The following is a 16,010-nucleotide window of genomic DNA, read 5'->3' as shown; positions in this document are numbered from 1 at the left end:
CAACGCTTAGCTAATTACAGCCAATTATTTATTAGAATTTTTATTAAGAAACTTTAGGTTTTAAGCACTATATAATTTTGCATATTAACCTTTTGTGCCAAAACATGTAGTATGAAATGAAAAAACAATTAATATCTAAAACCATTGAAACATTCTACAATCAAGCCTCGGAGGAAACCCCACTTGAAAATGGAATGGGGTTATTTGAATTTGAAAGAAATAAGTTGCTAATTGAAGCATATGTAACCGAACCAAACTTACAAATAGTAGATGTTGGCGGAGGAACAGGAAAATATGCGGAGTGGCTATCAAAAAAAGGTCATAAGGTTGATTTAATAGAACCTCTTGAAAAACATGTACAATTAGCAAGCCAAAGGTCAAAAAGACTTAAGAACAAGTTTAAGGTGCATTTAGGAGAATCTAGAAGTCTTCATTTTCCAGATGATTTTGCCGACTTGATCATACTTCATGGTCCACTTTACCATCTTCAAAGAAATGAAGATAGAGCATTAAGTATTATAGAAGCTAAACGTGTCTTGAAAAATGGCGGAATCATTTTGGGTTTTGCCATAAACTATACAGCTTCAACCGTGGTAGGACTTTTAAATGGTCTCATTCACAAAAGGTCATTTTTTGAGATGTGCAAAAGTGAATTGACAACGGGCATACATAATCCGCCAGATGATTTTCCTTGGCTCTTGGCAGAGGCTTATTACCATAAACCAGATCAATTAAAATCAGAATTTGAAAATCAAGGTTTAGCCTATTTAAAAACCTATGCAGTGGAAGGTATGGCATGGCTTGACAAAGACTTTTTTGTCAACATTCAAAATGTCAAAAAAAGAAAGACTTTAATAGCGTTACTTAAAATCACGGAAAACGACAGCTACATTTTACCTTTTAGTCCACATATGATGATAGCAGTAAAAAAAGAAACACATGGAAAATAAAGACAGATACTTAAAAGCCCTCATTGAAAACCGTGGTCAATTAAATGAGATTGATTTAGGAGAAAAGATTCAATTAAAAGAAGAGGAGACAAGGGAAATAATAGCACAGCTATTATCTGAACATAGACTTATTTACCAAGAAAACGGATGTTGTGCATACAACGTTAAGTAAGTACTTTCCACAGGTCTCCATTCTACTTTTTTTGAAATTAACTATGAAGTAAAAATGACCGGTATAGACAGTTACATTCTAATCCAAACTATTTAAATATACCCATATGTATATTTTGTGAAAAAATGACAGATATAGTTTCTGTGCAAAAATGGTTTATTAAAAACTATACTACATATAACGATTGGTATATGATAGGTTGTCATTTAAAAGTAAAAACAACAAACCCCTTGTCAATGTAATGACAAGGGATTCAATATTGTAGAATTACCTTATAGTGGTTCTATGCCATCTGCTCTTGATTGACCCGCATAATCCACATTTTGTCATCATAGGCATCATTTAGCTTAGAGTAATAGGATATAAGGGCATTGGTCCAAGAGTCGTGCTTTTTAAGGTACACGTATCTATAATTGTTCTTAGGGTTGATAAAGTAGCTAGCACTTAGTCCAAATGAATTTAGCAGCGCCACAAACTTTTTAGCATTATTTGGGTTTGCAAATACATTTGCAATTAAGTAGTAACCAGAACCGGCTCCTTCTATCACATAAGATTTAGAATCGATCTCTCTAGAATCTACATTGTCTCTCACCACCTCATTGGAGGTTAAAACATTAGAATCATATTTGGAAGACTTCTCTTTTAGTTTGTTTACATTACTGGCGTAGGCCTCATTAGAGTACTTATTATCAACGTTCATGATCCACATGGCACCATCATAAGCGCCATTTAATTTTGAGTCATGTGCGGCAACAGCATCTTCAAAAGTTTCAAAACGTTGTAAATACACATATTTTAAACCAGTGTTGGGGTTATCAATATAATCGGCTTGTATCCCTTTTGCATTAAGGTCATCTATGAAGTTGTTCATGTACTGCCCACCTTTATACACATTGGCTACTACGTAATATCCATCGGTAACATCTGGTAAATTTTTAAATCTTCTACTCTTAACTCCATCTTGTACAATCTCTGTAGTCGTAGCAGTCGGTGTTGTGGTAGTGGTTCTTCTTCTACTTGCCACAACTGCATCTTTAGGTTGTACCTGCTTTTGATATTCGCGTTCAACGGTTGATCTATCGGTAGTATTGGTTGCCACAACCGCTTCACTTTTAATAACAGGTTCTTTAGTGTTATTAGCTGCAACAACTACTCTATCTTGTTGACTTTCATTTACTGCTTTATTCGAGTTTATGGGTTGTCCTGTGTTGCTAGGGTTATAACTAGATGCAATCTCAGTATTACTATTCTCATCTAAAAAAAGTTCCTTTGCCCTTTGCTCTAAATCTGGTCTTTCACCGTTGGTCTCGTTCCGTACCATACGCATAACCATGGCAAAACGTCTTTCTAGGTCAGACTGGCGAATAGCTTCCAAAGAATCCTGACGAAACATCAGCTCTTCGATTATAGCATCATTTTCGGCCAGCTTCATTTTTAGCTCCTCAATTTCTTCATTGGTTGCAACGTTCTCAGGATCTTCATCGTTCTTTACCAGATCATCTTCAAAATCATCTTCTAACATTACCCTATCTTCGGTTAGGTTAGGAGAGAATGAATATGCAACGGATATCTCATGCGTAAGACCAAAATTGTCAAAATTATTGGACAGACCTTTTTCCATGGTATACCCTAATGATATTCTTTCATTCAAGTTAAAACCAACACCTGCCGCAGCTCCATAGAAACTATCATAACCACCCTGGATCCAACCTAATTTAGGAAGATCAAGTATTAAACTACCACCCAAGGTGACATCTTCTTCACCTACTTTTCTAACCCTTGCCAACGGCATTAATCTAGCTTCTTCAAAAATTCCTTTTTTATTTTCAAACTGATGGGTATATTGTAAGTGGGCAGAATATGTTTTATCCTTAAATTCGGTTACCGACTCGCTATTCTTTAAATTGTAGTCAAATAGGTTTTCTGCAAACATACCTACATCAAACTTTCCATAAGAAAGGTTAAAACCAGGTTGAAACGATAATAGGCTTTGATCTTGTAAACCCGCCAAAAAAGGATCTTCTTCAACCGTTGAAGCCCTACCGTTATCAAATCCACTTTGATAGTACGATACGTTAGCACCAAAAGTAAAATTACTCTTATCGTTCAACTTAACGCCATAAGCGTAGTTTGCAAGTACACCAAAATTACTTAGTATACCTTCTCTTTGTGAATATAGACTTAAACCAAGTCCGGTTCTATCACTAATACGTCCACTATAGCTTAAGAAATAGTTCTGATTGTTATCATCAAATTGTACCGATTGGTTTCTGTGTAACAAGTTGATATATGATTTATCTTCCCTAACCGTTGAAAACGTAGGGTTAATTAAGAATCGGTTATACTTCAATAAGTTTTGGGCAGGAACGTCATATGATACAAACGGACTTTCCTCTTGCCCACTAACCTTCATGATAGCAGACACAAATAACAATAGATATAAAACACTTTTCTTTAGCATGGTGAGCTTAACGTATTACTGTGATCGTACCTTGTTTAAGTACTTCACTGGCATTTCTAATTTTATAATAGAATACCATATTTTGTTTGGTGAAAGCCGTAGTTGACTGCGGCCAATTATTTTTATAGTCGAATTCGTTTACAATTTCCTGACCTTGTTCATTATAGATTATGATATTAACATCGGCCTTATTAGAATATGAGTTAGGGATTACCCATTGATCATTGATTCCATCTCCGTTTACCGTAATTACATTAGGTACTTTAAACGTATCTAAGTACGAGACTTCCACCTGTCTAATGATCTCACAATTATCAATTGAAGCGATCAATGTATAGCTACCAGCTTCCGTAAAAGTTATACTATCCACATTGCCTATTTCAACGGCATTTGCATCTAGCCATCTATATGCGGTACCTCCACTTGCGGTAACCAATTTTGTAGTGCCTTCTGGCATTACAATCTCAGTTCCCAGATCAAGCGTAATCAAGTTTTCATCAAGGGGACTAATTACAATTTCATTGGATAATAAAGCACAACCATCTCGGTTTACTGCCAATCTATAGCTGCCTGGAGTAGTTACCGTTAGTGATGTATCTGTTGTATTTACAGATGCTCCATCTAGTTGCCATTCAAAAGTGGAAGAACCTAGATCACTAGAGGTACTTAAAGTTATCGTTTCGCCACCAGAACAGAATACAGTACCTGAACTTGCTATAGAAATGGTCTCACTAGTTAATAACTGAACAGTTAACGAATTGGAATCTACAGTAAAACTATCTACCGATGCGTTAAGATCGTATGTTCCATTTTCAGCATTAGAAGCCAAACTAATAGTACTACTTGTTGCACCACTAACAGCTGTACCATCTTTGGTCCATTTATAGGTGAACCCATCTACTAAGGCGCTGGTAACATCTGTTTTAGTACCATCTGTAGCAACGGCATTAATTTGTTCTACACCCAATATAGTACTTGTTGATTCACATGAAGTATACGCATCGGTATAATTAATGGTCATTTCAAAAGAAGCAGGTGACACAACCGTAATCACATCAGAATTTTTTGAGGATACAGAACACGATCCCCCTGTTTGGGTTACCTCAGCGTAATACTCTCCGTCTTGTGAAATAGTTATAGTACTATTGGTCTCGCCAGCTATTTCTATTCCATTTCTAAACCATTTATAATTAGGTGTATTTGCCGTTGTACTAACTGATAAGGTTTGGCTCTGCGTAGGCAAAAGCACCATATTAATTTCGTTTTCAACATCTACCGTATATACATCTGCATTTGTTATAGTAATCGCCGAAGATCTTTCATTGCAGATACCCGTACCCGAAATTTCAATGGCATAGTCACCTTCAAATCCTGCAGCGGATGCATCAACGGTATAAGAAGTTGCCGTAGCACCTAATATAGCAACATCATTTTTAAACCATTGATAGCTCCATGAAGCATCTGTTTGATCTATAGTAAGTGTTTCAGAATCTGTACTACACAAAGCAGTTTTGCTTGGTGCCGTTACAGCTATCCCCGTACCAGAACCTCCAATCGTTACATCAACAATATTAGAATCTGTATTACCGGAACCGGTACAACGTGGTCCGTAATCAATATAAACATTATACATACCAGACTGGGTTACGTTTAATGTATGACCTGTTTCACCTGTTAACTCAGTTCCGCTTCTAAACCAAATATACTGGTAGGTTTCTGGGTTGCTTATATTATCTACTTGTAAGGTAATAGGACCAGTGCTACACACTGTACCTGGAGGCACACCATCACCTTGTTCACTAATGTTCAAGTTAGAAGTTACATCCATGTAATACATGTTATATGCGGGAGATTCGTTACCAATCTTTTCAGGATCCGTACTACGAACCCTCATTTTGTAACCTTCGCCACGCGTATCAGTTGGTATGGCAAAACTGGTATCAAAGTCCTTTACAGTATTTTTATCACTAATGGTTTGTAAAGTTTGCGCATTAGCAAAGTTACCAGTAGCATCAGATAATTCGAGAATAAACTCATTACCTGCATTGGCGGTACCAATCCACGTGATATTCACAAAATATTCATTGAAACCAGAGTTTCCAGCACAAACGGCGGTCCATGGCGTACTTCCTGACAGATTAGGATTGTCTGCAGGTTCCGGGGCATTGAGCACTATTGCCTGTGCCGATAATTGATAGGCACTAAATAGCATACAAAATGCGGTAAAAAAGGTAATTTTGGTCAAGGTTTTCATAAGTATTTGTAGTTATGGGGGCCACTACGGTTGAAAAGTTGGTTAATAAATTATTTTACTTTTCCATCATTTCATAGACAAATATGTTATTTAATCCGACGAAGAGGAATTTATTGTTGTCGGAAGGAAGATTTATGTTGTGAAACTCATTTTATGTAAGGTGTACTTTATTTAAACCTGTCGTTTAAGGCAATTTTGCTACTTTTGTAGCTTGAAATATATTGACATGAGCGAGACAACAAAGTCTTTGAATTTTATTGAACAAATTGTTGAAGAGGACTTGGTAAATGGTTATACCAAAGATCAATTACGATTTCGTTTTCCCCCAGAACCTAATGGATACCTTCATATAGGTCATGCAAGTTCCATTTGCTTAAACTTTGGTTTAGGTTTAAGGTATAATGCCCCTGTAAATCTGCGTTTTGACGACACCAACCCGGCAAAAGAAGAACAAGAGTTTGTAGATGCCATTAAAAAGGACGTTGAATGGTTAGGTTTTAAGTGGGATACCGAACGGTATGCATCTGATTATTTCCAACAATTATATGACTGGGCAATTGAATTGATCAAAAAAGGAAAGGCATATGTGGACAATCAATCTTCTGAAGAAATGGCCGCACAAAAAGGCACGCCTACAGAACCCGGTACCAATAGTCCGTTTAGAAATAGATCGGTTGAAGAGAATTTAGCGCTTTTTGAAAAAATGAAAAATGGCGAATTTGAAGAGGGTACACATGTACTTAGGGCAAAAATTGATATGTCATCTTCAAATATGCTAATGCGCGACCCTATTATGTACAGGATCCTGCATAAAGCGCACCATAGAACAAATACCGATTGGTGTATTTATCCTATGTACGATTGGACTCACGGTGAAAGTGATTATATAGAACAAGTGTCTCATTCCTTCTGTACGTTAGAATTTGCCATGCACCGTGAATTGTATAACTGGTTTTTAGATCAGGTATATGATCAGGATAAGGTAAGGCCTAAACAACGTGAGTTTGCACGTCGTAACTTAAGCCATACCGTAGTTAGTAAAAGAAAATTAGCCCAGCTGGTAGAAAAGGGCATTGTTAATGGGTGGGACGACCCAAGAATGCCAACCATATCAGGTCTGCGTAGAAGAGGATATACGCCAGAGTCTATCCGTAATTTTGCGGATACCATTGGAATTGCTAAAAGGGACAACTTAATTGATGTTTCTTTATTGGAATTCAACATACGTGAACATTTAAATAAAACCACGCATAGGGTAATGGGTGTTCTAAATCCATTAAAACTGGTTATTACCAATTATCCAGAAGGAGAAACCGAGTGGCTAGAAGCAGAAAATTCCCCTGAAGATGAAAATGCAGGTTCAAGACAAGTTCCTTTTTCAAGAGAACTATATATAGAACAAGAGGATTTTAGGGAGTCTGCTAACAAAAAGTTCTTTCGTTTAAAATTGGGCGGAGAGGTTCGTTTAAAGAACGGATATATCATAAAAGCTGAAAGTTGCACAAAAGATACCGATGGTAATATTACAGAAGTCCAATGTACATATGACCCAAAAAGTAAAAGTGGTAGTGGTACGGAAGAAAGTTTGCGTAGGGTAAAAGGGACTTTACATTGGGTTTCAATAGCACATGCCTTAAAGACGGAAGTTAGGTTATACGATAGACTATTTACAGATGAGAGTCCAGATGCTCACAAGGACAAGGATTTTTTGGAGTTTATTAATCCAGATTCTTTAACCGTAATAACAGGATATGTAGAGCCTGCGTTAAAGGATGCGAAGCCAGGTGATCGTTTTCAATTTCAACGACTAGGATATTTTTGTGTTGATCCAGATACCACAACAGATAAATTAGTCTTCAACAGAACTGTTGGTTTACGAGATTCTTGGGCTAAAATCCAGGAAAAAAAGTAATATAATCATTGCTTATAAAGACACATCAGTTTAATCAATAAGTCTTATACAAAAGCGCCGTTAGATATACGTTCTAACGGCGCTTTATAAATTAAAGACCTATTGGTATTGTTTAGCCGGCAAAACCCCATTAAAAGGGTGTATTTAGCGAAATCCTATACAAGTAAGAGCCTTTGCTATCAAAAAAAGCCAGACATAAAAAAAGCCCGAAAAAAATTTTTCGAGCTTTTTTAAAATTGGTCTTTTAATTATTCTTTTGGTTTGGGCTTGTTGGTTTTTTTCATGCTTTCTCCGATCATGTTACTTGCCGTAAAGCTTGCCACCATATTATTCAACATATCACTACCGGCTTGTGGTGAGTTAGGTAATAAAATTAAATTCGTATTGGTTTCTTCACCTATACTTTGAAGTGTATCATAATGCTGTGTTACTACGATCAATGCAGAAGCTTCTTGGGAGTTTATACCTACCTTGTTCAATACCTCTACAGATTCTTCTAGACCACGGGCAATTTCTCTTCTTTGATCAGCAATACCCTGTCCTTGTAACCTTTTACTTTCCGCTTCGGCTTTTGCCTTTTCAACAATTAATATACGAGCAGCATCACCTTCAAACTGAGCAGCTGTTTTTTGGCGCTCAGAAGCATTAATTCTATTCATGGCCTCTTTTACCTGTGGATCTGGATCAATATCCGTTACCAAGGTCTTTATGATATCAAAACCATAATCCAACATGGCCTCCTGTAATTCAGATTTTACCGCAATTGCTATATCATCTTTTTTAACGAATACATCATCCAATTTCATTTTTGGCACTTCTGCACGTACAACATCAAATACATATGATGTTATTTGCTCGTGCGGATATTCCAACTTATAGTAAGCATCATATACTTTTTCTCTAATTACTACATATTGTACCGATACTTTCAGCTTAACAAAAACATCATCCAACGTTTTAGTTTCAATAATTACATCTAGCTGCTGAATTTTTAAACCTATTCTTGCTGCTATACGTTGTACAAAAGGAATTTTAAACTGAATACCCGATTGTCTTACACTGGTAAATTTTCCAAATGTTTCTATTAAAACCGCGGTTTGCTGCTTAACAATAAAAACACCGGATAAGATGGTCACAATGACCAGAAACAAAATTGGAATCCAAATAAATGAGCCCATAATAATTGATTTTTAAGTTAATAATGGAAGATACTAAAAGCCTTCTTAACATTAGTTGTCAAATAGCCACATTTGTTACATGAATTTCCTGTTTAATTTATAACGGGTAATTCAAACGTTACACCGTATTGATAATTAACTTACTATCTGTACATTTAAAGCTATAAAGTTATTTCAATGCTATTAGCCATACAACCAAAACTACCTATGCGAAATAAGTCTAAGACCAAGGCTTATTATATAGATATGCTAGGTTTTAAAGAGTTGGGCACTACCACGTATCCGAATTACTTAATGCTTGTAAAAGAGCATGTAGAAATTCATTTCTTCTTGTTCAAAACACTTGAAGTAAAGGAAAATTATGGCCAGGTATATATACGAACCAAAGACATAGAAATATTATACCAATCATTATTAAATAACAAAGTTCCTATTCATCCTAATGGTAAACTAGAAGCAAAACCATGGGGTCAAACGGAATTTTCCCTTTTAGATCCAGACAATAATCTATTGACATTTGGTGAATCTACAGCTTAAATTCTCCCATAAAAAAGGGCAGTACCGAAGCTGGATACTGCCCTTTAATTTAATCTTGAAGTGTTATTACTTTAAATCATAACGATCTAAATTCATAACCTTTGTCCAAGTCTTCGCAAAATCTCTTACGAATTTCTCTTTAGCATCTTCCGTACCATATACTTCCGCTAAGGCACGTAGTTCAGAGTTGGAACCAAAGATAAGATCTGCTCTTGTACCAGTCCACTTAACCGCTCCAGATTTACGATCGCTACCTTCAAATACGGTATCATTATCAGATGCCGCTTTCCAAGTAGTACCCATGTCTAAAAGATTTAAGAAGAAATCATTGGTCAATACACCTGGCTTGTTTGTAAACACGCCGTTATTAGAACTATCATAATTTGCACCTAATACACGTAGACCACCTATAAGAACCGTCATTTCCGGCGCAGTTAAATTCAATAGGTTAGCTCTATCGATCAATAATTCTTCGGCCTGTACAGACAATTTTTTTCTAGTATAATTTCTAAATCCGTCCGCTAAAGGCTCTAATGCATCAAACGCTTCGGCATCTGTCATCTCCTGAGTAGCATCGGTACGACCTGCATTGAATTCCACATTCGTAGCAAAACCTGCTAAACTAGCGGCATTCTCTACTGCAGCAGTACCACCTAATACAACTAAATCTGCAAAAGAAACCTTTTTATTGCCAGACTGGCCTGCATTAAACTCTTTTTGAATTCTTTCTAAAGTTGCTGTAACCTTGGCCAATTGAGTAGGGTTATTTACTTCCCAATCTTTTTGAGGAGCTAAACGAACACGACCACCATTTGCACCACCTCTTTTATCCGAACCTCTAAAAGTAGAAGCAGAAGCCCATGCTGCACTAACCAACTCTGCCGTTGAAAGTCCAGAAGACAAAATAGTTTTCTTTAATTGGGCGATATCAGAATCATTAATCAATTCAAAATCTACCGCTGGTACAGGATCTTGCCATAGCAATTCCTCTTGTGGCACCTCTGGTCCTAAGTAACGCTCCTTAGGTCCCATATCACGGTGTGTTAATTTGTACCAAGCTCTAGCATAGGCATCCTTAAACTCATCTGGATTCTCTAAAAAGTTTCTTGAAATCTTTTCAAATTCCGGATCTACACGCAAAGACATATCTGTTACCAACATGAATGGTTGGTGAGTTTTTCCTGGAATATGCGCATCGGGCATTTCACCAGCACCTGCATCACCTACTGGTTTGTATTGCCATGCACCAGCCGGACTTTTAGTTAATTCCCATTCAAAACCAAATAGGTTTTCAAAGAAATAATGGCTCCATTTTGTAGGAGTTTGTGACCAAGCACCTTCTAGACCACTAGTAATTGTATCTGCACCAAAACCACTGCCATAACTACTTTTCCAACCAAGACCTTGTTCTGTAATATCGGCTGCAGCTGGTTCAACATCTACATAATCATCAGGACTGGCAGCTCCGTGCGTTTTACCAAAAGTGTGTCCACCGGCAATCAATGCAACAGTTTCATAATCATCCATGGCCATTCTTTTAAAGGTCTGTCTTATATAGTGAGCAGCTTCTAATGGGTCAGGATTTGCATTATGACCTTCAGGATTTACATAGATCAATCCCATATGGGCAGCACCTAACGGATTCTCCAATTCATTTCCATCCTCATCATATCTTTGCTTGTTGCCCAACCATTCTGTTTCAGATCCCCAATACACATCTTCTTCCGGTTGCCAAATATCTTCACGACCACCAGCAAAACCAAACATTGGTAATCCCATACTTTCATGGGCCACGTTACCTGCTAAGATCAGCAAATCTGCCCAAGATATTTTTTTACCATATTTCTGTTTAATAGGCCATAATAACAAACGTGCCTTATCTAGGTTGGCGTTATCCGGCCAACTATTTAATGGAGCAAAACGTTGGTTACCTGAACTTGCACCACCTCTACCATCTGAAATACGGTAAGTACCAGCACTGTGCCAAGCCATACGGATGAAAAACGGACCATAATGACCATAATCTGCTGGCCACCAATCTTGACTATCGGTCATTAAATCGGTCAAATCTTTCTTTATCGCTGCTAAATCCAAAGACTTAAATTCCTCAGTATAGTTAAAGTCATCATCCATTGGATCAGCCATTTTAGAATGTAACCTCAATATATTAAGGTTTAACATATTTGGCCACCAATCTTTATTAGTGGTTCCACCACCTGCTGCTTGATGCATTTCACCATTTAAAAATGGACAATTTGCTGCTGACGAATCATTCACGTCCCAAGCTTCACCTTTTCCGTTAGTACTACTCATGATTATAATAGTTTAATTGTTGTTTTTAGTTCTTCTGTGGTAAAATTATCAATAATTAACTTATCGAAAATTCAATTACAATAGAAAATATCTATGATGTGATTATAAAACGTTTAGCAATTATTCAATTCGGTTGCAGAACCACTTCATAAAAGCCACTAAATCTTAGAATATCATAAAGATAAAAAGATAATAGTATAATCTGATACCAAACAACCATTAATTAATGGTTTAGTAAAACAAGCTATAAGTCACAAAAACTATCAACGTATAATGCATAAAGAGAGATAGACAAAATTTAACCATTGAGATAAAGCAGCACTTATTTTATGATAATGATTACACTTAAAATTCACCTGCATACCTTTGAACAAAGCCGACAATCAAAAATTAATTTAACAAATCATTGATAATTCTACCTTCTAAAACTAGCTATATTGCAGGTTAACCAGACCAAATAAATGCCTAAAATCACCAAAAGACAACGCCAAGCAAAATGGTTGCGAATATTTCGCAAAGTACATCGTGCAACAGGTGCTGCTCTGTTCATTTTTTTCTTTTTCATTTCTATTACAGGGCTTCTTTTAGGTTGGAAAAAGCATAGTGGAGGAGTAATTCTGTCTAAAACCTATAAAGGCACTTCCACTGATTTAAAGGAATGGCTATCAGTAGATAGTTTACATAGCCTTGCTAACACCTATATCTTGGAACATATATCGCCAGAACTATCCACCAAAATAGATCGCATAGATATTAGAAAAGAAAAAGGTATCGTAAAATTTGTATATGAAGATCATTATTGGGGTTTGCAACTTGATGGGGCCACAGGTACTGTCTTGCACACCGAACGCCGGTATTCTGATATCATTGAACATATTCATGATGGTTCCCTTTTAGATGATTATTTAGGTACAAGTGATAATCAAATAAAGGTATTCTATACTACGGTAATGGGTCTTGCCCTTTTACTTTTTACCATTACAGGCTTTTGGCTTTGGTATGGACCTAAGCGAATGCGTAAAAATAATGCAAGTACTTAAAAATTAGGCTTAGCTTTGAAATCTTCAATAAGCTATAAAGACATGCCAGAATACAAGAAAAAAAATACCTTACAAAAGCCTAGTTTACACTCAAGAAATAAACATACCGGTCGTTATGATCTTAAGGCGCTAAAGATGGTCAATCCAGATTTAAAACCATTTGTAGCCAAAAATAAACACGGTAATTTATCTATTGATTTCTTTAATCCAATAGCCGTAAAAGCTCTGAACAAGGCGTTACTTATGGCACATTACGGTATTGAATATTGGGACATACCAGATGGTTTTTTATGTCCGCCAATACCAGGTAGAGCAGACTATATACACCATATTGCAGATGTTTTGGCAGACAGTAATCATGGAACTTTAGTCAAAGGTGATAAAATTAAGTGTCTAGATATTGGAGTAGGTGCAAATTGTGTATATCCAATAATTGGAAACAGCACCTATGGTTGGTCTTTTTTAGGTTCGGATATTGACTCAAAAGCCATTGAGGCGGCACAAAAAATTGTAGAAAACAACGCCAATCTAACTGGTAAGGTAAAATTTAGATTACAAGAAAAACCTGAGCATATATTTTCTGGAATTTTAAAGGCTGATGAGAAAGTAGATTTCACCATATGCAATCCGCCATTTCATGCGAACCAAGCCGAGGCCGAAGCTGGAACTTTACGTAAATTGAGCAATTTAAAAAAGAAGCGTATTAAAAAACCGGCTCTTAATTTTGCAGGGCAAGGAGGAGAGCTTTGGACCGATGGTGGCGAAAAACGATTTGTATTGAACATGATCAATGAAAGTGCACAATTTTCAAAAAATTCCGCTTGGTATTCAACTTTGGTAAGTAAACAATCAAATTTGAGATCGTTCTATGATCGACTGGAGAAAATTGGAGCAATTGCCCATAAAACCATACCTATGGGACAGGGTAACAAAATGAGCAGGTTGGTTGCTTGGACATTTTTGACCGAAGTAGAAATGAACGCATGGGCTAACGAACGTTGGAAAAGCGAATAAATATCAATTTAAAATTATTGAAGTAAAGACTGGTTTATAATAATACGTTTGTAGCTTTTTAAACCCTTTATATGATACATATGACCCGAAGGGTCGATTTTTATTTTTAAATCCCTTAAAATCGATACTATGCCCGGAGAAAGCAATCTAGAAGTTCTTTTACAAAGTTTAAAACCTAAATTAAACGAAGGGGACTATGTTTTTATAAGTCTCCCCGAAATTGGCCATATTTCAAGAGCTGATATTCTTTTTGAATTTAAAGAAACCGAAGGCATCACCATAATATTGACAAAAGAAAAAGCAGCGCATTATAAATTAGCTTATGAATTCATAGCCTCTTGGATTACATTGACCGTACACTCCGCTTTAGATGCGGTTGGGTTGACCGCTGCAGTAGCGAATGCGTTGACAAAACACAATATTAGTTGTAACGTGGTTGCCGCATTTTATCATGACCATATTTTTGTCTCCACAAAAGACGCTACTAAAGCCATGAGCGTTCTGCAAGAATTTTCTAAGAAATAAGCTTTAACCCAGTTTTTCTAGCGCTGTTTTAATTCGGGCAATACTTTCTTCTTTTCCAACCATTGCCATTATATCAAAAATATGGGGACCTTTCATATCACCAACTAAGAACAAACGTAGGGGAGGCATAACCTTACCAAAAGAAAGTTCTTTTTCACCGATCCATGCTTTAACCATGGTTTCGCTATTCTCCGATGAAAAATCTTCAATGGATTCTATTACAGAAATCAATTCATTCATGATGACTGCAGTATCTTCTTTCCACTGCTTTTTGGCAGCCTTTGCATTATACTCAGTAGGAGCTACGAAAAAATAATCTGACAGATCCCAAAAATCGGAAACAAAAACTGCGCGTTCTTTTATTAAACTTACCACCTTGGTTACATACTCCAAATTTATCTTATCCTCATCAGTAGTGTGCTCTTTTACAATGGGTAAGAAGCTAGCAGCCAATTCTGCATTGGCAGTTTCCTGTAAATAGTGTTGATTGTACCATTTGGTCTTTTCTGGGTCAAAACGCGCTCCAGATTTATTTACACGGTCTAAACTAAAGGTTTTCACCAACTCGTCTAAAGAAAATAGTTCTTGTTCCGTACCAGGATTCCATCCCAACAACGCCAAAAAATTAACAACTGCTTCAGGGAAATATCCTGATTCTTTATACCCTACAGAATCGTTCCAAGAAAGAGGAAAAACCGGAAAGCCCATTTTTTCACCATCACGCTTACTCAATTTACCTTTACCAACAGGTTTCATAATCAATGGTAAATGAGCAAATTCTGGAGCAGTCCATCCAAAGGCATCATACAACTGTTTGTGTAATGCTAAAGAAGGTAACCATTCTTCGCCACGAATTACATGAGAAATTTCCATTAAATGGTCATCAACAATATTTGCCAAATGATACGTTGGCATACCATCACTCTTAAAAAGAACTTTATCATCTAGCACATTCGTATCTATCTGTATTGTACCACGAATTAAATCTTGCAATTGCAATTTTTCATCTGGCGGCGTTAAAAATCGAATAACATAGTCATCACCATTGGCCAACCTTTCTTTAACTTCTTCTGGCATTAATGAAAGAGAATTATCCAACTTTAACCTGTTATGCCAGTTATATATAAAAGTTTTACCTTTTTCTTCGTGCTCTTTTCTATGCGCATCTAAGCTTTCTGAAGTATCAAAAGCATAATATGCCTTACCATTCGCGATTAGATCATCTGCGAATTTTTTATATAAAGATTTACGCTCGCTCTGTCTATACGGTCCAAAACTACCTTCTTTACCAATACCTTCATCAAAAGGAATTCCACACCAGTTCAATGCATCAATTATATATTGTTCCGCACCTTCTACATATCTATTTTGATCGGTATCTTCTATACGCAGTATAAAATCGCCACCATGTTTTTTGGCAAATAAATAATTAAATAGGGCCGTGCGCACACCGCCAATATGTAATGGTCCTGTAGGACTTGGTGCAAAACGCACACGAACTTTCTTAGACATAATGATTATTTGATTGCGCAAAGATACATAACCAAGTGTTTTTAAATATAGAATACGAAATAGGATTTCACTTAAGTAGAGCGCATTTTCACTATAATAATCAGCATTACAGGATTTTGATTTAACAAATATTTCCCAACAA

General features: G+C 36.5%; 12 protein-coding genes. 7 read left to right on the top strand and 5 right to left on the bottom strand.

Annotated elements, in window-relative coordinates; all coding sequences use genetic code 11:
• Positions 1 to 116: 116 nt before the first annotated feature.
• The gene (locus YQ22_RS08245; RefSeq protein WP_071340797.1) at positions 117 to 950 is read left to right on the top strand and encodes a class I SAM-dependent methyltransferase; all 834 of its coding nucleotides are present in this window, start codon (positions 117 to 119) and stop codon (positions 948 to 950) included.
• A complete protein-coding gene (locus tag YQ22_RS08240) occupies positions 940 to 1,122 on the top strand; it encodes a hypothetical protein (RefSeq protein WP_071340796.1) in 183 nt (60 codons plus the stop codon). Before YQ22_RS08245 ends, YQ22_RS08240 begins: the two co-directional genes overlap by 11 nt.
• A 283-nt stretch (positions 1,123 to 1,405) precedes the next feature.
• Here YQ22_RS08240 and YQ22_RS08235 read toward each other — a convergent pair whose 3' ends face one another.
• On the bottom strand, positions 1,406 to 3,583 hold the full coding sequence (locus YQ22_RS08235; RefSeq protein WP_071340795.1) for a PorP/SprF family type IX secretion system membrane protein: 2,178 nt from the start codon (positions 3,581 to 3,583) through the stop codon (positions 1,406 to 1,408).
• A gap of 7 nt (positions 3,584 to 3,590) precedes the next feature.
• Positions 3,591 to 5,837: a gliding motility-associated C-terminal domain-containing protein gene (locus tag YQ22_RS08230; protein WP_083414216.1), complete on the bottom strand. Its 2,247-nt coding sequence runs from the start codon at positions 5,835 to 5,837 to the stop codon at positions 3,591 to 3,593.
• A gap of 226 nt (positions 5,838 to 6,063) precedes the next feature.
• Between YQ22_RS08230 and YQ22_RS08225 the strand changes: the two genes are divergently transcribed.
• On the top strand, positions 6,064 to 7,749 hold the full coding sequence (locus YQ22_RS08225) for a glutamine--tRNA ligase/YqeY domain fusion protein (protein ID WP_058104578.1): 1,686 nt from the start codon (positions 6,064 to 6,066) through the stop codon (positions 7,747 to 7,749).
• A 248-nt stretch (positions 7,750 to 7,997) separates the two neighbouring features.
• Here the strand turns inward: YQ22_RS08225 and YQ22_RS08220 are convergent, their stop codons facing one another.
• On the bottom strand, positions 7,998 to 8,927 hold the full coding sequence (locus tag YQ22_RS08220) for an SPFH domain-containing protein (RefSeq protein WP_058104579.1): 930 nt from the start codon (positions 8,925 to 8,927) through the stop codon (positions 7,998 to 8,000).
• Positions 8,928 to 9,104: 177 nt separating this feature from the next.
• Between YQ22_RS08220 and YQ22_RS08215 the strand changes: the two genes are divergently transcribed.
• Positions 9,105 to 9,464, top strand: coding sequence for a bleomycin resistance protein (locus YQ22_RS08215; RefSeq protein WP_071340794.1), 360 nt, complete (start codon positions 9,105 to 9,107; stop codon positions 9,462 to 9,464).
• A gap of 66 nt (positions 9,465 to 9,530) precedes the next feature.
• On the opposite strand, the gene katG is transcribed toward YQ22_RS08215, so the two are convergent.
• Positions 9,531 to 11,777 (bottom strand): catalase/peroxidase HPI, encoded by a 2,247-nt coding sequence (gene katG / locus YQ22_RS08210; protein ID WP_071340793.1) that lies wholly within the window; start codon positions 11,775 to 11,777, stop codon positions 9,531 to 9,533.
• 461 nt (positions 11,778 to 12,238) lie between these two features.
• Between katG and YQ22_RS08205 the strand changes: the two genes are divergently transcribed.
• From YQ22_RS08205 to YQ22_RS08195, 3 genes are all read left to right on the top strand, one after another.
• Positions 12,239 to 12,817 carry a PepSY domain-containing protein gene (locus YQ22_RS08205; protein ID WP_071340792.1) on the top strand — a complete coding sequence of 193 codons (579 nt, stop codon included), beginning with the start codon at positions 12,239 to 12,241 and terminating at the stop codon, positions 12,815 to 12,817.
• A gap of 15 nt (positions 12,818 to 12,832) precedes the next feature.
• Positions 12,833 to 13,831 (top strand): 23S rRNA (adenine(1618)-N(6))-methyltransferase RlmF, encoded by a 999-nt coding sequence (gene rlmF / locus YQ22_RS08200; RefSeq protein WP_335626983.1) that lies wholly within the window; start codon positions 12,833 to 12,835, stop codon positions 13,829 to 13,831.
• Positions 13,832 to 13,960: 129 nt separating this feature from the next.
• The gene (locus YQ22_RS08195; RefSeq protein ID WP_071340790.1) at positions 13,961 to 14,356 is read left to right on the top strand and encodes an ACT domain-containing protein; all 396 of its coding nucleotides are present in this window, start codon (positions 13,961 to 13,963) and stop codon (positions 14,354 to 14,356) included.
• Between the two features lie 3 nt (positions 14,357 to 14,359).
• Here YQ22_RS08195 and gltX read toward each other — a convergent pair whose 3' ends face one another.
• Positions 14,360 to 15,868 carry a glutamate--tRNA ligase gene (gene gltX / locus YQ22_RS08190; RefSeq protein ID WP_071342543.1) on the bottom strand — a complete coding sequence of 503 codons (1,509 nt, stop codon included), beginning with the start codon at positions 15,866 to 15,868 and terminating at the stop codon, positions 14,360 to 14,362.
• Positions 15,869 to 16,010: the final 142 nt, after the last annotated feature.

The organism is Maribacter sp. 1_2014MBL_MicDiv (assembly GCF_001865655.1).
Classification (GTDB): Bacteria; Bacteroidota; Bacteroidia; order Flavobacteriales; family Flavobacteriaceae; genus Maribacter; species Maribacter dokdonensis.
Note: the sequence above shows the minus strand (reverse complement) of the source record. Positions and strands in the feature narration are given on the sequence as shown.

Coding starts and splice junctions, on each gene's coding strand:
- YQ22_RS08230 (WP_083414216.1), bottom strand. CDS start 5,837: ATGAAAACCTTGACCAAAATTACCTTTTTTACCGCATTTTGTATGCTA.
- YQ22_RS08215 (WP_071340794.1), top strand. CDS start 9,105: ATGCTATTAGCCATACAACCAAAACTACCTATGCGAAATAAGTCTAAG.
- YQ22_RS08195 (WP_071340790.1), top strand. CDS start 13,961: ATGCCCGGAGAAAGCAATCTAGAAGTTCTTTTACAAAGTTTAAAACCT.
- YQ22_RS08235 (WP_071340795.1), bottom strand. CDS start 3,583: ATGCTAAAGAAAAGTGTTTTATATCTATTGTTATTTGTGTCTGCTATC.
- katG (WP_071340793.1), bottom strand. CDS start 11,777: ATGAGTAGTACTAACGGAAAAGGTGAAGCTTGGGACGTGAATGATTCG.
- YQ22_RS08245 (WP_071340797.1), top strand. CDS start 117: ATGAAAAAACAATTAATATCTAAAACCATTGAAACATTCTACAATCAA.
- YQ22_RS08225 (WP_058104578.1), top strand. CDS start 6,064: ATGAGCGAGACAACAAAGTCTTTGAATTTTATTGAACAAATTGTTGAA.
- YQ22_RS08205 (WP_071340792.1), top strand. CDS start 12,239: ATGCCTAAAATCACCAAAAGACAACGCCAAGCAAAATGGTTGCGAATA.
- YQ22_RS08220 (WP_058104579.1), bottom strand. CDS start 8,927: ATGGGCTCATTTATTTGGATTCCAATTTTGTTTCTGGTCATTGTGACC.
- YQ22_RS08240 (WP_071340796.1), top strand. CDS start 940: ATGGAAAATAAAGACAGATACTTAAAAGCCCTCATTGAAAACCGTGGT.
- gltX (WP_071342543.1), bottom strand. CDS start 15,868: ATGTCTAAGAAAGTTCGTGTGCGTTTTGCACCAAGTCCTACAGGACCA.